Source organism: Alexandriicola marinus, from assembly GCF_004000435.1.
GTDB lineage: Bacteria > Pseudomonadota > Alphaproteobacteria > Rhodobacterales > Rhodobacteraceae > Alexandriicola > Alexandriicola marinus.
Genome location: NZ_RBVZ01000001.1, coordinates 678,859 through 699,235, shown reverse-complemented (window position 1 = coordinate 699,235; position 20,377 = coordinate 678,859). Strand labels below are relative to the sequence as shown.

Here is a 20,377-nt window from a genome sequence, read left to right as displayed (position 1 = left end):
CAGGACGGTCTAGCTTCACCTAGCAGCCCAGCTCCATCCGGAAAAGAGATGTCGGAGACAGGCCCATGAGCAAGAGCCTCAAACGCGTGATCACTGCCCTCCGGGGGGCCGGCCTCGAGATCGAACCCGTCGAGACTGGGGACGAGACGCGCACCGCCGCGCAAGCCGCCGCTGCTGTCGGCTGCCTGCTGGATCAGATCGCGAAATCCATCATTTTCCGGGGGGCCGACAGCGGTGCCGTCCACCTTTTCGTCACCGCCGGCGGCAATCGGGTCGATCCCGGTCTGGCCCAACAGGTCGCGGGCGAAGCGCTCGATGCGGCGGACGCGGCCTTTGTCCGCGCGCGGACAGGCTTTGTCATCGGAGGGGTCTCGCCTGTCGGGCACCTGACGCCGGGGCCCGTCTATTTCGACCCGAGATTGACCGAATTCGCGGAAATCTGGGCCGCTGCAGGCACGCCACGGCATGTTTTCCGCATCGCACCAACGCGCCTTATCGAGATATCTGGCGCGCAAGTATCTGATTTCACTACGAAATTAAAATAAATGTAAAAAACATTCACATCACGTCTTGATCCACGGGGTCCGGTTGCCAATATCGAGGATGTGAAAGGCATTCACATTCAACACCGCGGGGATGCCACCAAACCCCGCGGCCCCGACCAAACAAGGAGACCCGCATGTCCACCACCGATATCCAGCCCCCCAATGCCATGCATCGCGGGGTCGACCGCCCCAACTGGTTCGCCCGGGCCGAAACCTGGCTCGACGAGCGCGGCAAGGGTGCATGGATCGCCGCGATGGTCCTTGGCTTCATCGCCTTCTGGCCCGTCGGCCTCGCCCTTCTCGCCTATATGATCTGGAGCAAGCAGATGTTTTCGAAGAATTGCACCGCACGTTCGACCCGTTCCTCTTTCCGCACCGCGACGCGGTCCTCGGGAAACTCGGCCTTCGACGCCTACAAGACCGAGACCCTGCGCCGGCTTGAGGACGAGCAGCGCAGCTTCGAAGAGTTCCTCGAGCGTCTGCGCGAGGCCAAGGACAAGGCCGAGTTCGACCAGTTCATGAACGACCGGGCCCGCAAGGCCGACGCCGGCACCGACGACGCCGCAGCCTCTCAGGCCTGATACGCCCGGAACGGGTCCCCGCCTTGCGGGGGCCCGGCCCCTTTCCCACCTTCGACCAAACAGCCCATTCGCGCGCCAGAAAGGACAGTCCGATGCCCGCCGCCGCCCATCTCAACGGTTTGCCCGACCCCCATCATTTATCCCAGTTCTACGATGGCATTCCGACCAAACGGCTTTTGGCCTGGGTTGCCGACATGGTCCTGATCGGGTTCGCCAGTGTTCTTGTTCTACCGTTCACCGCCTTTACGGGGCTGTTCTTCTTTCCCGCCCTGATGCTTGTCGTGGGCTTCTTCTACCGTTGGTTCACGCTGGCGGGGGGATCGGCCACCTGGGGCATGCGGCTGATGGCTGTCGAGATCCGGCAATCCGATGGCGGGCGCCTGACCAACGAGACCGCCTTCTTTCACACGCTGGGCTACACCGTCAGCGTGGCGATGCCGCCGCTTCAGCTTCTGTCGATCGTCATGATGCTGATGTCGGATCGCAAACAGGGCCTCAGCGACGCGATCCTCGGCACCGCCGCGATCAATCGCCCGGCCTGACACCGCCCGCTTCAGCACAGGGTTGCCGCCCCTGCCCCGGATGTCGGGCAGGGGCTTTTCTCATGGCCTCGGGCTTGCTAACGTCATCGTAATCTCACCGACGGACAACCATGCGCCATACCCTTCCTGTCGCCCCGCAATTCTATGTGACGGCCCCCCAGCCCTGCCCTTATCTCGAGGGCCGGATGGAAAGGAAGTTGTTCTGCGCGCTGCAGGGCGATCAGGCCGAGCGGTTGAACGATGCCCTGTCGAAACAGGGCTTTCGCCGATCCCAGAACGTGCTGTATCGCCCGTCCTGCGCCGATTGCGCGGCCTGCCTGTCGGCCCGTATCCGGGTCGACGATTTCAGCCCGTCGAAAAGCCAGAAACGCGTCTTGCGCCGCAACCGGCACATTCATCGGCGTGCGACCTCGCCCTGGGCCACCGACGATCAATACGAACTGTTCCGCAAATACCTCGACCAGCGCCATTCGGATGGCGGTATGGCCGATATGGACGTGTTCGAATTCGCCGCCATGGTCGAGGAGACGCCGGTCCGATCCCGGCTGATCGAATACCGCTCCCCCCGGGATGACAATCACGAGGACGAAGGCGGCGCGTTGCGCGCCGTGTGCCTGACCGATGTGCTCGATGACGGGCTGAGCATGGTCTATTCCTTCTTCGACCCCGACTTCGAGAAGGCCTCTCTCGGCACCTATATCATCCTCGATCACGTGCGCATCGCGCGTGAGATGGGGCTGCCCTATGTCTATCTGGGCTATTGGGTGCCCGGCAGCGACAAGATGGGATACAAGGCGCGGTTCTCAGGGCTTGAGGTCTATCACGACCGCGACTGGCACAAGCTGCGTGATCCCGAGGCCTACAGTGCGCAAAAGCACCCGTTGTCGGTGGATCCCATCGCTGAGCAGGTTGCCCGCATCCGGCTTCCCGATACGAACCCTGTCCCTCGCTGATGCATATCGAGGCGGTGGCCGTCGTCGTGCCCGACTATGACGCGGGAATTGCGTTTTATGTGGGCACGATGGGCTTTGTCCTCCTGACGGATATCGATCTTGGCGAAGGAAAACGTTGGGTAACCGTGGCACCGCCGGGCGGTGGGACGGCTCTCCTTCTAGCGCAAGCGGCGGACGACCGGCAACGCGGCGCGATCGGCAACCAGACCGGCGGGCGGGTGGGATTCTTCCTCGCCACCGCGGATTTCGCGGCAGATCATGCCCGGATGACGGCGGCCGGCGTCATCTTCGAGGAACAGCCCAGGCAAGAAAGCTATGGCATTGTCGCAGTCTTCCGAGATCGCTTCGGCAATCGCTGGGATCTGATAGAGCGCTACTGAACGGAGGCGATACAGAGCGGGGCCACAGGACCCGCCCTACCCCCTTTGTCAGCCGCCCAGCAGGTTCGGCACGATGGTCACGATCCCGGGTGCCAGCGCGAGGATCACGAGCCCCAGAACCTGGATCGCCACGAACGGCAGAACCCCGCGATAGATGTCACCTGTCGTCACGCCCGGCGGCGCGACCCCCCGCAGGTAGAACAGCGCAAAGCCGAACGGCGGGGTCAGGAACGAAGTCTGAAGGTTGATCGCGATCATGATCGTGACCCACGTCGGCTCCAGCGTGCCACCATAGATCACCGGCCCCACGATCGGGACGACGATGTAGATGATCTCGAGGAAGTCGAGAACGAAGCCGAGGATGAAGAGGATCAGCATCACCAGAAGGAACACGGTCCATTCATTGTCGAAGGCCCGCAGGAACTGCTGGATGTAATGTTCCCCGCCGAAGGAGATCAGGACAAGGTTCAGAAGCTGCGACCCGATCAGGATGGTGAAGACCATCGACGTCACCTTGGCCGTCTCGCGCACGACCGGTCCGAGGATGCTCATCCGCAGCAGGACCCAACAGGCGTAGAGCAGGCCGAAGAAGGCAAAGTGATAGGCGAATTGCGCGATCACATAGGCGATCCAGTCCTGAAGCGGCACGACCTCGCGGGTGACGCGCAGATCGAAATTCACCCCGACAAGGATCATGATCACCAGCGCGAACGAGGCCCAGATGATGATCTTGCCGGTGCCGTTCTCTTCCTTGAGCTTGCGGTAGGCGGCGAGCATGATCGCACCGGCCGCCCCGAGTGCCGCAGCCGGTGTCGGGTTGGTGATCCCGCCGAGGATCGAGCCCAGAACGGCGACGATCAGGATCAGCGGCGGAAAGACCACGCGCAAAAGCTCGTTCTGCGACAGCCTCGCCATCGCGAAGCGGCACCCGAAGAGCGCCAGACCCATCGGCACCGCAAGGATCATGAAGGTCGCGCCCGACCCGGTCAGGGGCGAGATGAAAAGCACGTCGAACAGGAAGGCCAGGGCGACCCCGACGCCGCCAACGATCAGCGGCCAGGGTTCGGAGGTGGGCGAAACGCCCCGCGCGATGATCAGGACAAGCCCCAGAAGGGTAAAGATCACCGCGACACCGCTGCCGATCGCGGGCGCCGTTTCCAGCGCATTCAAGAGCGCGGCTTCACGTTCCTCTTCGGTGAGTTCAACGACGGCGCCGCTGTCTCCGGCCGCGGTCATCTCCGCGCGCTGTGCCACGGCCTCGTCCCAGGCCTCCTGGCCATGCAGCTCGATCATCGAGGCCTGACATTGTTCGGAGACGTTGGTCCGCAGGGCCGGCCCGTCTGCGCGCTCGGCATAATCGGAAACCGTGATCGACTGGCTTCCCACGATCCCGACCGATGCCGCGATCACGACAGCGGCGATCAGGCCGGCCGGCGCGAAGAGATACCATGTCAGTGCTTCCTGCCGGGTGATCGACTCGCCCGTGGCTCCGTCGATCTGCACCGGCGGTGCAGCCTCGGGGCGGAACAGGGCAAAGCCGAAGGCATAGGCCGCATAGAGGCCGGCGAGGAACAGGCCCGGCAAAAGCGCGGCCTGGAACAGCGTGCCGACCGACAAGACCGCAGGCTTGCCCAGGAAGGTGAGCGCATCGCCGCACCCGGCAAGCTGCGCGCGGGTTTCCTGGCCGGTGGCATACAGATCCCCGACCAGCGTGCCCAGCAGAACGATGACGATTGAGGGCGGGATGATCTGGCCCAGCGTGCCCGAGGCCGCGATGACGCCGGTTGCGAGTTTGGGCGAGTACCCGTTGCGCAGCATGGTGGGCAGCGCCAGCAGACCCATGGTCACGACCGTTGCGCCAACGATGCCGGTCGAGGCGGCAAGGAAAGCGCCGACGATAACGATGGACACGGCCAGACCGCCCGGAAGCGGGCCAAAGACGCGCGCCATGGTCGTCAGAAGATCCTCCGCGATCCGCGAGCGTTCCAGCGTGATCCCCATCATCACGAACATCAGAACGGCAAGCAGCGTCTCGATCGACTGGCCCGCGATGACACGTTCGTTCATCCGGTTGACGATGAAGGAGATGTTGCGCTCCATCGCCTGTTCCCAGCCGCCCGGGAACAGCGCCTCTTCGACGCGGGGCAATTCGGGGTATCGGAAGACCGAGATCGCGTCGCGCGCGACCCCTTCGGCCAGAAGGGCCGCATATTCCGCCGAACCGCTGTCGATGGCCTGATGGATCAACAACCCCGCGGAATCGAGGGCCGCGATGATTGCAAAGGAAATGACCGCAGCCCCGCCGATGGCAAAGCCCACCGGGAAGCCGGTCATGATCCCGGCGAAAAGCGTCAGGAATACGATGATCAGACCGATCTCGACCCCATCCAGACCAAACAACATCCCCTGATGTCCCCTCGGTTCTTGCCGTCAGCGGCGTGTTTCAGTCGTGTTTCAGGCAGAGCCCGAATGCGCGGCGTGTTCCAACTGTTCGGCGGGATCGCCGGTCGAATCCATGTCCCGGTATTTGCCGTCGCTCTCTTCGCCCTCGACGAACTCGAGGTAGGATCGCCAGAAGAACGCGATCGCCTGAACAAGGACCATGACGCAGAACAGGACGAGCAGGACCTTGAACAGGAAATAGGCGTTGAAGCCGTTCGGGCTGAATCCGATGGTTTCCACGTTCCAGCGGAAGATCCGCGATTGCATCAGCATCCGGTCAAGATCGCTCGTGGCCGTGACCGCCGGCGTCATCAGGTGCCGCCACATGAAGAACCATGCGTAGAGATAGGTGATCGTGATCGCCGGAACCATGAAGAACAGGCAGCCGAACATGTCGATCACGCGCTTTGTGCGGAACTTGACGGCGGAATAGACCAGATCGACCCGGACATGCCCGCCCTGAATGAAGGTATAGGAGACGCACAGGCACACGACGAGCGCGTTGTAGAATTTCAGCCCCTCGGCCCACCAGCTGAGATCCATCGCAAGTGCGGTGCCCATCGGTCCCAGCTGGATTTCCGCCACGCGAAAAATCCGCTGAAGAAAGACGATCATCACCTGGATCAGAACCATCAGAAGACCGGCCCAGGCGGCCGCGCGGCCGACCCCGTTGCCGAACCCTTCGAGGATCCGCACGCCCCGCCACAGGATGTCCCGGTTCCAGAACATGCCCAGAAGGGTGATCACGAGCACGGTCGTAAAGACGATGAAGAACAGCTCGACCGAGGCGCCATAGTAGATAAAGCGCATCACGGCTTCGGGATTGCTCCAGTCCAGCCAACTCCCCGGGTTGGCGAGAGCCACCACGAGATTGTACGGCGCCAGAGCGATATTCTTAAGAACCCACAGGATGAAATCGATCATGCTGCTCCCCCGTTCTCGGGGCTCCGGCCCAGAGCCCCTGTCGCGTTAACTATGCGCGAAGGCCCGCCCGGATCGCAAGCAATCCGGACGGGCCCGATCTTTCAGGTCGGGATCAGCCCGCGTTCACGCGGTTGCGCTGGCGGATGTATTCGCCATCGCCGATTTCCCACCAGGCGGCGGTTTCCTGCATCGCCGCGAAATAGCTGTTGGCGATGTTGGCGTAGATCTCGTCGCCCATGTTCTCTTCACGAACTTCGGCGGCGGCGCGGCCAAAGGCTTCCCAGACGTCATCGGGGAATTCGCGAGCCTGCACGCCCTCGGACTGCAGACGGGCAAGTGCTGCGCCATTCTCGGCCCAGGACAGGCCCAGGTTGTTGGCGTGGGTCGCTTCGCAAGCCACTTCGACGATGCGCTGCTGCGCGGGTGTCAGCGACTCGAACACGTCGAGGTTCATCGACAGGGCCAGCGCCGAGCCCGGCTCGTGGAAGCCGGCGGTGTAGTAGATGTTGGTGACTTCCTGGAAGCCAAGGCGTTCGTCCGCGAAGGGGCCGATCCATTCGGCGCCGTCGATCTGGCCGGAGGCCAGCGCCTGGTAGATTTCGCCGCCCGGGATGTTCTGGACGGAGGCGCCCAGACGACCGAGAACCTGGCCACCCTGGCCCGGCATACGGAACCGCAGGCCCTGAAGGTCTTCGGCGGACGTGATCTCCTTGTTGAACCATCCGCCGGGCTGCATCGCCGTGTTACCGGCAAGGAACGGCTTGAGGTTGAACAGGCTGGCGAGTTCCTGGTGAAGCTCCATCCCGCCCTTGTGGTAGTACCACGACAGCATTTCCACGCCGGTCATGCCGAAGGGCACGGCCGTGAAGTAGGCAAAGGCCGGATGCTGGTTGAGGAAGTAGTATTCGGCCGAGTGATACATGTCGGCCTGGCCCGACGACACGGCGTCGAACACTTCGAACGCGCCGACGAGCGAGCCTGCGGGCATCTTGTTGATGGTGATCTGGCCATCGGTCATTTCGGTGATCATCGAGGCGGCCAGCGAGGCCGCATCATCGAAAATGGCGAAGCCATCGGGCACCGAGGTGACCATGGTCAGGGTGCGGTTGCCCTGCGCATAGGCAGGAGCCGCGAGCGCAGTCGCGGCAGCAGCACCGGCGCCTGCCGTCGAGGCGCGCAAAAAGGAACGACGATCCATGTATATCCTCCCGTGGAACTGAAGTCCGGAGCCCTTACTCCGGACGGATCGGTTAGTCCGGCAGACCATATTGCCGCGCTCTGACCAAAGAAATACCCAGAGCTACGGAGGGAGCCAGCCGATTTTGCGACAAAATGACCTGTTAGCGCATGACATTGCGTCATCCCGGTCGGCCCATCGCGTCATCGCTCTTTGATTCGCCCCCGCACCTGGGGCATTACTGCGCGCATGTTGACGCTTTGGAATCGCCTACAGCTCGGCTATGCGCAAAAGCTGTTCATCCTGGCGGCGGTCCCAATGATACTGGCCGTCGCGGGGATCACGGCGGTCGTCGCGATCCAGTCGCGTGCCTCGGCCGAGCGCGAACTCGAGCAACTCGAGACCCAGCTGATCGAAGCCAAGAAACGCGAGCTGCGGAATTATGTGACGCAGGCCCGAAACGCCGTCTTCTTTCTCTATGGCAATGCACGCGTCGACGACATCGACCGCAAAGACCGGGTCCAACGCATCCTGTCGGCCATGATCTACGGAGATGAAGGATTCTTCTTCGTCTATGATTACGACGGCAAGAACATCGTCAGCCCCCGCCAGACCTGGCTCATCAATACCAACCAGATCGATTACACCGACAGCGAGGGCACCCCTGTCGTGCAGGAATACATCCAGACCGCACGGACCGGTTCGGGATATGTCGAGCATCTGTGGCCCAAGCCCACCACCGGCGAAGAGGCACGGATGATCAGCTATGTCACCATTTTCCCGGCGTGGCGCTGGGTCGTGGGCACCGGCGTGTTCATCGACGACGTGGTCGCCTCCGTGGCCGCGTCGCGCGCCGAAGTGGAGGCCCGAGCGCAGCGCACGTTCCTCTATATCGGGGTCATCACCTTCGCGGCCCTGATGATGGTCTTCCTTCCGGGGCTGTTCCTCAACATCCGGGAACGAAAGCTGGCCGATGCAAAGCTCAAGGCTCTGACACAACGGGTCTTCGATGCCCAGGAAGAAGAACGCGGGCGGGTGGCGCGGGAATTGCATGACGGGATCAGCCAGATCCTCGTTGGCGTGAAATACACGCTCGACGTCACGCGAAGGCGCGTCGAACAGGGCGACGTCCGCGCGCTGGAAAGCCTCCAGCGGGGGATCGACTCCCTTGGCATCGCGATTCAGGAAGTCCGGCGGATCAGCCGCGACCTGCGGCCCGGCGCGCTTGACGATCTGGGGCTTGGCCCCGCGCTTCAGGCGCTGGCCGATGACTTCAGCAACCGAACGGGCATCAACGTCACCTTCGAGACGGTCGTGTTCCGCAACCGGCTCGACGACGAGGCGCGGATCGCGCTCTACCGCATCGCCCAGGAGGCGCTGACCAATGTCGAACGCCATGCCGAGGCGACCGAAGTCACGATGACATTGCGGGGCAACCGGGCCGGCGGCGTGCTGAGGATCAGCGACAATGGCGCGGGGATCGACAAGACGAATTCCGCAAAGCAGCCCGGCCGTGGCCTTGGTTTGCGCAACATGGCCGAGCGGGTCGAACAGCTGGACGGCACGCTTCGGATTTTTGCCACCGGCTCCGGAACCGTGGTCGAGGCACAAGTCCCCTTGAGCCACATGCTCAAGCCGGATAGACCCGAGGCCCAGAAAAACAGGGAAAGTGCCTGACAATGCCGATCCGCGCGCTCATCGTCGACGACCATCCAATGGTCGCGGAAGGCATCCAATCCATTCTGGAAACCTATGACGACATCGAAGTCGTGGGCACGCTGTGCAACGGACAGGAAGCGGTCGACCGGATCGAGACGCTGGAGGTCGACGTGGTTCTGCTCGATCTCAACATGCCGGTCCTTGGCGGCATTTCGGCCACCGAAATGATGCTCGAGCGGATGCCCGATACGCGGATCCTGATCCTGTCGATGCATGACAGCCCCGAATACATCTCGACGGCGCTGAGCCACGGGGCGCGGGGATATCTGCTGAAGGACGTTCCGACCGATGAGATCAAGGTGGCCATCGATGCGGTCATGCAGGGCGAGACCTATCTGTGCACCGGGGCCAGAACATCCCTAAAGCCGAGGACATCGGACGGGCGCGAGCCGCTGACCTCGCGCGAACAGACGATCCTGCTGCGGCTGGCCCGGGGTCAGTCGAACCGCGAAGTGGCCGAAGAGCTGGGCATTTCCGTCCGCACCGTCGAAACCCACCGCAAGAACATCAAGCGCAAGCTCGATATCTCCTCCACCGCGGGGCTGACCCGCTACGCGATGGAGCATGGGGTTCTGCAGGGGACCGGGACCTGAGGGATCAGTCCTCGGGATAGACGGCCGTCGTCTTCATCGCCCATTCCCACGCCGGGTGGCTGCGGCCATCGGTGTTGCTGCCCTCTTCGCCCGCCTCGAATATCTGTTTACCCAGATCGCGAGCCAGCTGGTGCGCCTTCATCGAGGCGGGAACACGGATCTCGGAATAGGCGGCCAGACCGTCGATCACACCATGCTCGGTCACGCATTCGGCCAGCGTGACCGCGTCTTCGGCGGCCTTGGTCACGCCCATCCCCACATGGGGGCGCGCGACACAGGCCGCATCCCCTGACAGCGCCACCCTGCCCTGCCCCATGATCGGGCTGTGGTGATCATAGATCGGGGTGAAGAAGGGGCGTTCGCTCTTGTCGAGGATGCGCACGAACGGCTCGGCCAGATCGCGTTCGGCATCCGCGAACATCGCCGCCAGAAGATCGTCGCGAACCTTGGGCGGGGGGATCGTCAGGCTGTGCCTAACGCCGTCGGCATCGGTCAGCATCTGCGCCAGTTCGGCCTCTGCCACGCGGGAATACCACACGAAATTGTAGCGCCGGTGTCCCGGACGCAGGTCGTTGTCGGGCCCCGCGATCGGATAGGCGATGATCTGGTTGCCGCGCGGCAGGAAGAAACCGAAATGCGGGAACACGCTGTCGCGCAGATCATCGGGAAAATCGGCCTCCGACACCAGCGCGCGCCACACCACATAGCCCGAGAATTGCGGCACCACGTCGGGCAGCATCTGCGCCCGGACGTTCGAGCGGAACCCATCGGCACCGACCAGCAGGTCGGCCTCGGCGCTGCCGCCTTCGGCAAAATCGACGCGGACGCCATCGGCCGTCTGGGTGAACTTCTCGACGCTGCGGCCCAGATGATGCCGGTCATCGGGGAAGTTGCGACGCAGCACCTGATACATCCGGTCCCATGAGGTCACGATCTGCGGCAAGTGGATGCGATGGGCGACCGATCCGTCCTTGGCAAAGGCCACCCTGTCCTCGAGCGCCACGCCGATATCGCGGGTCGAGGCGCCCACCGTCTCGAGCGCGGCAATCAGCTTGTCATGGGTGACAATACCGGCCCCGCGCCCGGCGAGCTCCACCGGGGAGCGCTCGTAAAGCCGGACGTCCCATCCCTTTGCCCGCAGGGCATTGGCCGCGAAAAGCCCGCCGATGGAGCCCCCCGCCACGATTGCTGTGCCTGTCACCCGATGTCCCTTCGATCCTTTGTCCCCTCGGGGAGTATTCTAAGGCAGGATCACTGTCGATCCAGTCGTCTCTCCGGATGCGAGAGCCTCATGCGCGGCGGACACGCCCGACAGACCGAAGGTCTGGTTGACGTTGACGCGGATCGCGCCCTCCTGGGCAAGGGCAAAGACCCGCTCGGCCGCCGCATGGTATTCAGCGTCGCTGGCGATGTAATGGGCCAGCATCGGTCGCGTAAAGAAGAGCGAGCCCGCGTGCTGAAGCCGCGAAGGCGGCACATCGGGCGCATCGCCTGTGGCCGAGCCGAACGAGACGAACATGCCCCGGGGCTTGAGCGCGGCAAGCGAGGCTTCGAACGTGGCCTTGCCCGCGCTGTCATAGACGACAGACACGCCGCGCCCGTCGGTCAGTTCGCGGGTCCGCGCGCCGATATCTTCCGACAGCCGGTCGATCGCGGCATCATAGCCCAAGTCCCGGATCGTCTGGCAATTCTCGGGTCCGGAGGTGACCCCGATCATCCTTGCGCCCAGATGGCGGCCCCATTGGCCCGCGATCTGGCCCACACCGCCGGACGCGGCGTAGAACAGGACATCCTCGCCGGGCTGGACGCGATAAAGCCGCTCCATCAGATATTCGACTGTCAGCCCCTTGAACATCAGGGCTGCCGCATCACGATCCGTGATCGCATCCGGGATCGGCACAAGCCTGTTGGCCGGTGCGATCCGATGGGTCGCATAGGCGCCCATCAGCCCGGAATAGGCAACGCGATCCCCGACCGAGAGGCTCGACACGCCCTCGCCCACGGCCGCAACCCGACCCGCGGCCTCAAGCCCCAGACCGCCGGGCACGGGATGCGGATAGAAGCCGCGACGCTGGTAGATGTCGATGTAGTTCAGCCCGATGGCCGTCTGTTCGACGAGAACCTCCCCCGGCCCCGGCGCGGGCGGGTCGAAATCCTGCAATTGCATCACTTCGGGGCCGCCGTGCTCGGTCAGCCAGATACGCTTCGCCATGGGCGTTCCTTGTCTTGCTGGTCAGGCCGGCGGATCGAGCCGGACGGTATCGGGCACATCGAGCGGCGCGTTGGGCCCGTCGATGAACTCGACAGTGGTGAATTCAAGAGCGGTGTCGCCGATATTTTCGAGCGAATGCAGCATGTATTCACCTTCGTCATAGTAATAATGCTGCGTCTGACCCTTGAAATACTCCATATCGACGATCCGGCCGTCCGCGAAATAGGTCCGCGCCGACCCGGCCGACAAAGCCGTCCAGAAATAGGGATTCACATGACGGTGGAACGCACAGCGTGTTCCGGGTTCCAGCACAAGGTGCCAGACCCGCAGCTTGTCCGTCTCGGACACGAGGGTCGTTCCGACCACTCCGTTGTCCATGCTCGTGATCAGTTCTTCATAGATCTCGGCCGGCCAATCGACAAAGGCCGCGCGGTCTGTTTCCAGACCTATGTGATCGGATGTTCTGATGTCGTCGCGCATCGTGACTAGCTCCTCCTTCGGATCCATTTCTAACCTACCCAACCCGCCGCTGCAGTTACAAATCACAAAGTCCGATAGCCATGTCCGGGATTCTTCATTTCACGTTCCGGCCCCGAGGCTTATCCTTTCGTGCAATCTGGAATGGAGTGCGCCATGGAACTGGGATTTTTCACGATGCCGATCCACCCTGTCGGGAAGGATTGGCGTGTGTCGCTGGCCGAGGATCGCGAAGCGTTCCTTCTGGCCGATCAGCTGGGCTTCAAGGAAGCCTATGTCGGCGAGCATGTGACCGATGCAGCCGAGAACATCACCCACTGCATCACCTTCATCGCCTGGCTTGCCGCGGCGACAAAGAACATCCGGCTGGGAACGGGCACGGTGAACATGCCCAACACCCATCCCGCCGCGGCCGCCGCACAGGTCGCGATGCTCGACCACATGCTCGACGGCCGGTTCAACTTCGGCATTTCGCCCGGTGGTCTGGCCTCGGATGCCGAGGTGTTCGGCAATCTCGACAATGATCGCAACGCCATGTTCCTCGAAGGGATCGATACGATCCTCAAGATCTGGGAGAGCGAAGCCCCCTACAACATCGAGGGCAAATACTGGAAAATCTCGACCGAGCGGACGCAGATGACAGACATCGGCCAAGGCATCATGCCCAAGCCGCTGCAGCGCCCGCATCCGCCGATCGTCGTGACGGCAGTTGCCCCGTTCTCCAAGGGTGTGACGGCCGCCGCGGCACGCGGCTGGGATCCGATCTCGGCGAACTTCCTTCTCAAGAAATGGGTCAAGACGCACTGGCCCCGCTATGTCGAGGGCTGTGAGCAGGGCGGTCGGCCGGCCGATCCCGCCAATTGGCGCGTGGCCCGTTCGGTCTTTGTCGCCGATGACATGGATACGGCGCGTGAATATGCGCTCGGCCCACAAAGCCCCTACCGGTTCTACTACAGCCAGCTTCTGTCGAAGATGAAGAAACATGGCCGCGCCAACCTCTTCAAGCCCGACCAGGACATGTCCGACGACGAGGTGACGCTCGATGGCGTCATGGAGGAATGCGTGATCTGGGGCACGCCCGACAAGGTGGCCGACGGCATCCTTGGCCTGCGCGAGGAAGTGGGCGATTTCGGCACGCTGCTGTACGCCGGCAAGGACTGGGCAGACCCGGAACTGGGCCGCAAGTCGATGACGCTTCTGGCCGAGAAATCCATGCCGATCGTCAACGCGGCCATCGGCGCCAGCTCTGCTGCCGCCGAATGACGGCGCCGATCTGGATCGAGCGGGAGGGATACCGGCTGGCGAGCTATGTGAGCGGCCAGTATTCCGACGCGCCCACCATCGTTCTGTCGAACTCGCTTGGTGCCGATTACACCATGTGGGACGAACAGCTTGCCCTGCTCGAGCCGCATTACCGCGTGATCCGCTATGATACGCGCGGCCATGGCGGTTCCGATCCGGCAGAGGGGCCCTACAGCTTTGACGGGCTCGTGGCGGATGTGATCGGCGTCCTCGACACCCATGGTGTCGACCGCGCCGATTTCATGGGGCTGTCGCTGGGCTGCATGACCGGGCTTGGCGTGGCACTTGCCCACGGGGACAGGATCGGCCGCATGATCTGTGCCGCCGGCCGCGCCGACGCGCCGGAACCCTTTGTCCAGAACTGGGACAACCGGCTGCGCATCCTTGCCGAGGACGGGCTCGAGGGGCTTTGGGCGATGACGCAGGGCATGTGGTTCACCGAAGGCTTCCGCGAGGCCGAGCCCGGCCGGGTCGAGCGGTTCCGCGAGGCGTTCATGCGCACGTCGAGCAATGGATATGCGGGCTGCTGCGAGGCGCTCAAGACCCTCGATTACCTGCGCCATCTGGGCGGTGTGTCGACGCCGACCCTGTTCATCGCAGGCGAAAAGGACATTGGCGCCGCGCCCGACGTGATGCGCGGCATGGCCCAAACGACGCCCGGCTCACGCTTTGTCGAGGTTCCCGACGCGGGCCATATCGTCAACGCCGGCCAACCCGCGCTCTACAACGCCGCCGTGGCCGAATTCCTGGAGATCACGACATGAGCCTCACGTCCCGCGTTCCCTATCAGGCCATCGTGGACCGTCCGCGCCTGCACCTGCCCGACGATGCCCGGATCGCGGTCTGGGTGATCCTGAACGTCGAGGAGTGGCGCATCGAGAAACCGATGCCCCGCACCGTGCTGCCGCCGCCGATGGGCCAGCCCCTGCTGCCCGATGTTCCGAACTGGAGCTGGCATGAATACGGGATGCGGTCCGGCTTCTGGCGCCATCACAAGGCCCTGATCGACCGCGACATCCCCACGACGCTTGCGATCAACGGCCATGTCTGCCGATCCTACCCGCGCATCGCGCAGGCCGCGAAGGATGCGGGATGGGAGTTCATGGGCCACGGCTTCCTGCAAGGCCCGATGCACAAGCTGGACGATCAGCGCAAGGCGATCCAGGATGCCGTCGAGGCGATTACCGAATTTTCCGGCACGGCGCCCCGGTCATGGGAAAGCCCCGGCCTGACGGAAACGGACGAGACCCTCGATCTGTTGCGGGAGGCCGGGATCGAATACGTGGCCGACTGGGTCATCGACGATCTGCCGCAGGATATCGAGACACCCCACGGCCGCGTGACGACGGTGCCCTATACGGTCGAGACGAACGACATCACCGTCTATGCGCTTCAGGGCCATACCTCGGACGAATTCCTTAACCGGGGCCGCGACCAGTTCGACCGGCTCTACGAGGAAGGCGCCGAGAATGCCCGCGTCATGGCGATCTCGATCCATCCCTACATCACCGGCGTTCCGCACCGCATCAAGTATCTCGAGGCGCTCTTCGACTACATCAAGGGTCATGACGGCGTGGCGTGGATGACGGCCAGCGAGATCGGCGACTGGTATCGCTCGGCGCTTCAGGATGCCTCTGGCAGCTGAGCGTCGAGTCCGATCAGGAACGTGTCGACAGCGGTCGCGATGGCGGAGTGCTTGTCCAGCGGGACGTGCGCGTTGAAGATCACTTCGCGCACGCCGTAATAGAAGATGCCGCCCTGCATGTTCCAGACCAGTTCCATCTCCTTGTCGCTGACCCCGTCGGCGCGACGTCCGCGCTCGATGTGATATTCGCGCACGATCCGGTTGAGGATCTTCTGGCCGATGAAATTGACATAGTTGCGGTTGATCTCTTCGCCCATCAGACCGGAATAAAGATAGATCCGAAGCCATTCGGGTTCGAAGATGGCGTCTGTGTATTTTCCATAGAAATCAATCAACCGGTCCCGCAACGGCCTGGACCGATCACAGATGATTTCATCCCATTCGGGATTCCAGCGGTCCAGATAGACGGCCTCGTAGACTTCCTGGATCAAGGCGTCCTTCGAGGGAAAGTACCGATACAGAAGAGGCTGGGTGATCCCCAGCTCCCGGGCAAGGTCGCGCGTCGAACTGGCCATCCCGTTTATCGCGAAAAAGCGGATCGCCTTTTCAAGGATGTCCCGGCGCCTTTCCTCAGAACTCAAACGCTTCTGCTTCGGCCTCAATGATGGGGCGGCAATATCAGTCATATCTCCCGGTCAGGAACCTTGGCGAGGTCCCTTGCTGTTGGCTACATCGGGTATTTGCCCGACTTGAAACCAACCGTAGCGACTTGCCCCCGTCTAAGCAACCGGGGCGTGTCAGTCGCGGAACATGGCCTCTGGCGCCATGTCGAGGCGCGGCAGGCGCGGCCCCTCTCCGTCGGGAACGGCGAAGGCGTTGATCGTCATCGAGATCAGCGTGTAGTAGCCGCAGATCCCTGTCAGATCGACCGTTCCCACCTGACCGACCTCGGCGATGGCCGCCTCGAATGTGGCGTCGCTGACGGCACGGTCGCGGTGCAATTCGACCGAGAAATCGAAGATTGCCTGCAAATCGGCCCTGTCGAAACTGGGCTGCCTGCCCTGTGCGATGGCATCGATCACCGCATCTGGCAGACCTTCGCGCGCGGCGATCGGCGCGTGATGCGCCCATTCGAAACCCGACGACCAGATCCGCGCGGTCACGAGGATCGCCAGTTCCGACTGGATCGGCGTCAGGCTGCTGTCGAACCGAACAAAGGCCCCCAGCGCCTGCGCTCGGTCGGCCAGTTCGGGGCTGTGAACCCAGACCCGCAGCGGCCCCTGAACGGCGCCGCGCGGCCCGTTGCGGATACGGTCGATAACTTCACGCTGACGATCCGTCAGCGGCCCCGCCTCAGCGTCGGGCACGCGCAGATTTGTCAATTTCTAGCCTTCGGAGACAGAGGCAAGCTTGCCCCGGCAAAAGATCAGCGGTTCGCGATCTGTCGATCCCATCTCGGTGATCTGACCGATCACGATGACATGGTCGCCACCGTCATAGGTCTTCCACAGACCGCATTCGAAATGGGCCACCGCCCCTTCGATCCGGGGCGTGCCATTGCTGGCTTCGGTCCAGTTCACACCCTCGAACTTGTCGTCCTTGGGGGTGGCGAATTGCCATGCCAGATCACCCTGATCGCGGGCCAGAACGTTCACCGTGAATGCGCCATGCTCTTCGATCCACTGGCTCGAGATCTTGTCCTTGCCCAGTGAAAACAGGCACAGCGGCGGATCCAGGCTTAGAGAGGTGAAAGACCCCACGGTCACGCCGGACGGATTACCGTCTGGATCGAAGAACGTCACAATCGTCACTCCCGTTGCGAAACAGCCAAAGGCGTTCCGCAATTCCTTGGGATCAAATGACTTCATATCCAGCATCCGGCCACCCGTTTCGTTTGTTCACACCTAGCAAGCGAAAGATAGGCGGCGAGATAAATCTGGAAAAATGATAAAACGTCATATCTCCTATGTAGAAATCAGATTTCAGGAATATCCCATGCCCCTTCACAGGATCAACATCCGGGCGCTTCAGGCGCTGGTGGCCGTCTATCAGGAGCAATCCTTCTCCCGCGCGGCCGAACGGGAGAACACGACCCAGTCGGGCATGTCGACCCAGGTCAAGAACCTCGAGGAGCAGCTTCAGACCCAGCTTCTGGTGCGCGAGCGCAACCGGATCGGCCTGACGCCGGCGGGCGAGATCGTCTATCGCGATGGGCAGCGCATCCTCAAATCCCTGTGGGAGACCGAGGCCGCAGTCATGCGGATGCGCGGCGAGATACAGGGCAAGGTCAAGTTCGGGATGATCCCGTCGCTGACCCGCGCCATCTTTACCGATCTGGTTGAGGGAATGCGGGCCGATCACCCCAATGTTCAGGTCTCGCTGACCGAGGAATACAGCTTTTCCCTGCTGCGCCGCGTTCTGGACGGTGAACTGGAATTCGCCTTCGTGCCCGCCGGCGACATTCCCAACGGGCTGACCGCGAATTTCGCGGGCCGCGACCGCGAGGTTCTGGTCTCGCGTCCGGGGGCCATCGCGGGGTTGACCCATCTTGAACCCGCCCCGCTATCCGCGCTCGAAGGCGCGCGGCTTGTCGTGCCGACCGAACTGAACGTCCGGCGGCGGCGGATAGGTGATGTTCTGAAGGCGCAGGGCATCCGCGTGGCCGAGATGGTGGAACTTGACGGAATGCTCGCCACGCTCGAGATGGTCGCGCAATCCGACTGGGTCGCGATCCTTCCCTCGGCGATCTGCTATCCCGACAAGGGCGGGCTGGTGCGACAGCTCAATCCCGTGAGCCACCCTGACCTGCCGCTCGATTATGCCATGGTCGAGCGGTCCGATCAGGCGCTGTCGGATGCCGCGCGGCTTTTGTCGGACAGGATCACCCGATCCATCCGCGACGTGCTCGAGGCGTTCTGAGCCCATCACGATCCCGCATTCCTTCTATCGGAAAGATTAATCACCCCGCGGTTTCAAGGGCTTCATCGTGCCCCGTCGGGGGGCTAGTTTCATCGGACAAGAGGGAGGACAGATCATGACAGTCGGAATCCTGGGGCTCGGGAAGATGGGCCGCGCCATGGCTGAAAAGCTGGTCGAGGACGGGGTGGACCTGATCGTCTGGAACAGATCGCCCGGCAAGGCCGAGGGGCTTGACGCGAAGGTCGCGGCATCGCCTGCCGCACTTGCCGCCGAGTGCGATGTGATCCTGTCGATCCTGACCGACGACGCGGCCATCGCGCAGGTCTATGACGGGCCGGACGGGCTTCTGTCCGCCGATCTGGCGGGCAAGACCATCGTCGAGATGACGACGACCGCACCCGAGACAAGCCGCGCCCTTGAACCCAAGGTGGCCGCCGCGGGCGGTCAGCTGCTGGAATGCCCGGTGGGGGGCACGGTGGGGCCGGCCCGCGAGGGCCAGCTTCTGGGCCTTGCCGGCGGAAGCGAGGCGGCCTTTGCGGCCGCGAAACCGGTTCTGGAAAAGATCACCCGCAGGTTGGAACACCTTGGGCCGATGGGCTCGGGCGCGGCGATGAAGCTCGCCATCAACCTGCCACTGATGATCTATTGGGGCGCCCTTGGCGAGGCGCTGCGCCTTGCGGGCAAGGGAGGCATCGACACCGAACAGGCGCTCAGCATTCTGGCCGACAGCTCCGGCGCGATCGGCGCGGCCAAGCGGCGCGTCGGGCCCATCGGGGCCTTTCTGGCCGATGGAACAGATGGCGCCACGGCGTTCCAGATGGAGACGGCAATCAAGGATATGGGCCTGATGCAGGCACTGGGAGGCGGCAGCGACGTGCCGTTAATCTCGGCGGCTCTGGAACAGGCGAAACGGGCAGAGGCGGATGGGTTCGGAACCCGGGATGCCTCGCTTCTTGCAGCATGGGTGGCATCGCATGAGTGATCAGAAACTTCCCGTCATCGTCGTGGGTTTCGGCTGGTGGGGCCGGCATATCGCCTCGCGTCTGAAGGATCATCCCCGCTTTGAATTGCGCGGCGTGGTCGAACCCGCGACCGAGGCCCATGGCGAGATCCGGGAGATGGGGCTGATCCCCCTGCCCGACCTCGAGACCGCACTCGCCGACGACGCGACACAGGCCATCATCCTGACCTCGCCCAACGATCAGCACGACGCCCATGTGGCCGCCTGTGCCGCGGCGGGCAAGCACGTGTTCTGTGAAAAGCCCCTGTCCCTGACGGCCGAGGGTGCGCGCGGAAGCGTCGAGGCCTGCCGCAACGCGGGCGTCGTTCTGGGCGTGGGTCACGAACGCCGGTTCGAAACGGCGATCCAGCAATTGCGCAAGATGCTCGATGCGCAGGAGCTGGGCACGATCATGCATGCCGAGCTGTCGTTCAGCCACAACAAGCTCAAGGACCTGCCGCCCACCTCGTGGCGCACCTCGAAGGCGCATGCCCCGGCGGCGGGGATGACCCAGATGGGCATCCACCTGACCGACCTGCTGATCTGGTTCTTCGGCCGGGTCAAGCGGGTTCACGCGATCACCGCCGACCGCAGCCTCGGCTGGGAGACCGGCGACATGGTCACCGTGCATCTGGCATTCGAAGAGGGGATGACGGCCAGCATTCAGGCGATCCTGAACACGCCGCACAACCTGCGCACGGCCATCTTCGGGTCGGACATGTGGGTCGAGATTCGCAACGCAACCCATCCCGACACGCCCGGCGGGCTGTGCACGATGGAGAAATATCGTTCGATCGACGACACGATCATCGAGGAATTCGACTGGACCGATAGCGTCACCGCCAACCTCGAGGCCTTTCGCGAGGCGATCCTGGATGGCACGCCCTATCCCTATTCGGATTTCGAGATGACCCATAACATCGAGGTCCTCGAGGCGATCATCGCCTCGGCCGAGAACGGCCGGGCCGTCGAACTTTAGGCGGTCGGGGCCCCGGCCCCGCCGCAATGTCGGGACCAATGCCGCGC

At 63.1% G+C, this 20,377-nt stretch carries 22 protein-coding genes; 13 read left to right on the top strand and 9 right to left on the bottom strand.

Annotation, left to right across the window (positions count from 1 at the left end; all coding sequences use genetic code 11):
* The first annotated feature begins 65 nt into the window (after positions 1-65).
* From EP376_RS03440 to EP376_RS03420, 5 genes are all read left to right on the top strand, one after another.
* Positions 66-545, top strand: a complete 480-nt coding sequence (locus EP376_RS03440) for a YbaK/EbsC family protein (protein WP_127654129.1) — start codon at positions 66-68, stop codon at positions 543-545.
* A gap of 134 nt (positions 546-679) precedes the next feature.
* A complete protein-coding gene (locus EP376_RS03435) occupies positions 680-1,126 on the top strand; it encodes a DUF2852 domain-containing protein (protein ID WP_127654128.1) in 447 nt (148 codons plus the stop codon).
* A gap of 92 nt (positions 1,127-1,218) precedes the next feature.
* On the top strand, positions 1,219-1,668 hold the full coding sequence (locus tag EP376_RS03430; RefSeq protein ID WP_127654127.1) for an RDD family protein: 450 nt from the start codon (positions 1,219-1,221) through the stop codon (positions 1,666-1,668).
* A gap of 110 nt (positions 1,669-1,778) precedes the next feature.
* Entirely contained in the window at positions 1,779-2,621 is an 843-nt protein-coding gene (locus EP376_RS03425) for an arginyltransferase (protein ID WP_127654126.1), read from the top strand.
* Positions 2,621-3,001, top strand: coding sequence for a VOC family protein (locus EP376_RS03420; protein ID WP_127654125.1), 381 nt, complete (start codon positions 2,621-2,623; stop codon positions 2,999-3,001). Before EP376_RS03425 ends, EP376_RS03420 begins: the two co-directional genes overlap by 1 nt.
* A 48-nt stretch (positions 3,002-3,049) precedes the next feature.
* Here the strand turns inward: EP376_RS03420 and EP376_RS03415 are convergent, their stop codons facing one another.
* The 3 genes from EP376_RS03415 to EP376_RS03405 form a co-directional block, all read right to left on the bottom strand.
* The gene (locus EP376_RS03415; protein ID WP_127654124.1) at positions 3,050-5,404 is read right to left on the bottom strand and encodes a TRAP transporter large permease; all 2,355 of its coding nucleotides are present in this window, start codon (positions 5,402-5,404) and stop codon (positions 3,050-3,052) included.
* 51 nt (positions 5,405-5,455) lie between these two features.
* The gene (locus tag EP376_RS03410) at positions 5,456-6,367 is read right to left on the bottom strand and encodes a TRAP transporter small permease subunit (RefSeq protein ID WP_127654123.1); all 912 of its coding nucleotides are present in this window, start codon (positions 6,365-6,367) and stop codon (positions 5,456-5,458) included.
* A gap of 112 nt (positions 6,368-6,479) precedes the next feature.
* Positions 6,480-7,565: a TRAP transporter substrate-binding protein gene (locus EP376_RS03405; protein WP_127654122.1), complete on the bottom strand. Its 1,086-nt coding sequence runs from the start codon at positions 7,563-7,565 to the stop codon at positions 6,480-6,482.
* Positions 7,566-7,793: 228 nt separating this feature from the next.
* Here EP376_RS03405 and EP376_RS03400 point away from each other — a divergent pair, with 228 nt between their 5' ends.
* Positions 7,794-9,221 carry a cache domain-containing protein gene (locus EP376_RS03400; protein ID WP_127654121.1) on the top strand — a complete coding sequence of 476 codons (1,428 nt, stop codon included), beginning with the start codon at positions 7,794-7,796 and terminating at the stop codon, positions 9,219-9,221.
* Positions 9,222-9,223: 2 nt separating this feature from the next.
* On the top strand, positions 9,224-9,856 hold the full coding sequence (locus EP376_RS03395) for a response regulator transcription factor (RefSeq protein WP_127654120.1): 633 nt from the start codon (positions 9,224-9,226) through the stop codon (positions 9,854-9,856).
* A gap of 4 nt (positions 9,857-9,860) precedes the next feature.
* Here EP376_RS03395 and EP376_RS03390 read toward each other — a convergent pair whose 3' ends face one another.
* Genes EP376_RS03390 through EP376_RS03380 form a run of 3 tightly spaced genes read right to left on the bottom strand, consistent with a single transcriptional unit; the run spans position 9,861 to position 12,548 of the window.
* Positions 9,861-11,057, bottom strand: a complete 1,197-nt coding sequence (locus EP376_RS03390) for an FAD binding domain-containing protein (RefSeq protein ID WP_127654119.1) — start codon at positions 11,055-11,057, stop codon at positions 9,861-9,863.
* Between the two features lie 39 nt (positions 11,058-11,096).
* Positions 11,097-12,068, bottom strand: a complete 972-nt coding sequence (locus EP376_RS03385) for a quinone oxidoreductase family protein (RefSeq protein ID WP_127654118.1) — start codon at positions 12,066-12,068, stop codon at positions 11,097-11,099.
* 21 nt (positions 12,069-12,089) lie between these two features.
* Positions 12,090-12,548, bottom strand: coding sequence for a cupin domain-containing protein (locus EP376_RS03380; RefSeq protein ID WP_203330883.1), 459 nt, complete (start codon positions 12,546-12,548; stop codon positions 12,090-12,092).
* 153 nt (positions 12,549-12,701) lie between these two features.
* Here EP376_RS03380 and EP376_RS03375 point away from each other — a divergent pair, with 153 nt between their 5' ends.
* From EP376_RS03375 to EP376_RS03365, 3 genes are read left to right on the top strand one after another with little or no spacing between them, the layout of a single operon-like run.
* Positions 12,702-13,808, top strand: coding sequence for an LLM class flavin-dependent oxidoreductase (locus EP376_RS03375; RefSeq protein ID WP_127654117.1), 1,107 nt, complete (start codon positions 12,702-12,704; stop codon positions 13,806-13,808).
* Positions 13,805-14,611, top strand: coding sequence for an alpha/beta fold hydrolase (locus EP376_RS03370; RefSeq protein WP_127654116.1), 807 nt, complete (start codon positions 13,805-13,807; stop codon positions 14,609-14,611). Before EP376_RS03375 ends, EP376_RS03370 begins: the two co-directional genes overlap by 4 nt.
* Positions 14,608-15,492 carry a polysaccharide deacetylase family protein gene (locus tag EP376_RS03365; protein ID WP_127654115.1) on the top strand — a complete coding sequence of 295 codons (885 nt, stop codon included), beginning with the start codon at positions 14,608-14,610 and terminating at the stop codon, positions 15,490-15,492. The genes EP376_RS03370 and EP376_RS03365 overlap by 4 nt, the downstream gene beginning before the upstream one ends.
* Here the strand turns inward: EP376_RS03365 and EP376_RS03360 are convergent.
* The 3 genes from EP376_RS03360 to EP376_RS03350 form a co-directional block, all read right to left on the bottom strand.
* On the bottom strand, positions 15,471-16,073 hold the full coding sequence (locus tag EP376_RS03360) for a TetR/AcrR family transcriptional regulator (RefSeq protein WP_238929032.1): 603 nt from the start codon (positions 16,071-16,073) through the stop codon (positions 15,471-15,473). The genes EP376_RS03365 and EP376_RS03360 overlap by 22 nt on opposite strands.
* 156 nt (positions 16,074-16,229) lie before the next feature.
* Positions 16,230-16,814, bottom strand: coding sequence for a carboxymuconolactone decarboxylase family protein (locus EP376_RS03355; protein WP_127654113.1), 585 nt, complete (start codon positions 16,812-16,814; stop codon positions 16,230-16,232).
* A gap of 3 nt (positions 16,815-16,817) precedes the next feature.
* A complete protein-coding gene (locus tag EP376_RS03350; RefSeq protein WP_164744854.1) occupies positions 16,818-17,300 on the bottom strand; it encodes a flavin reductase family protein in 483 nt (160 codons plus the stop codon).
* A 127-nt stretch (positions 17,301-17,427) separates the two neighbouring features.
* Between EP376_RS03350 and EP376_RS03345 the strand changes: the two genes are divergently transcribed.
* The 3 genes from EP376_RS03345 to EP376_RS03335 all read left to right on the top strand — a co-directional run bounded on the left by EP376_RS03345 (position 17,428) and on the right by EP376_RS03335 (position 20,330).
* Positions 17,428-18,351: a LysR family transcriptional regulator gene (locus EP376_RS03345; protein WP_164744853.1), complete on the top strand. Its 924-nt coding sequence runs from the start codon at positions 17,428-17,430 to the stop codon at positions 18,349-18,351.
* Positions 18,352-18,466: 115 nt separating this feature from the next.
* On the top strand, positions 18,467-19,333 hold the full coding sequence (locus EP376_RS03340) for an NAD(P)-dependent oxidoreductase (protein WP_127654110.1): 867 nt from the start codon (positions 18,467-18,469) through the stop codon (positions 19,331-19,333).
* Complete coding sequence (locus EP376_RS03335) at positions 19,326-20,330, top strand: Gfo/Idh/MocA family protein (RefSeq protein WP_164744852.1); 1,005 nt, start codon at positions 19,326-19,328, stop codon at positions 20,328-20,330. The genes EP376_RS03340 and EP376_RS03335 overlap by 8 nt, the downstream gene beginning before the upstream one ends.
* Positions 20,331-20,377: the final 47 nt, after the last annotated feature.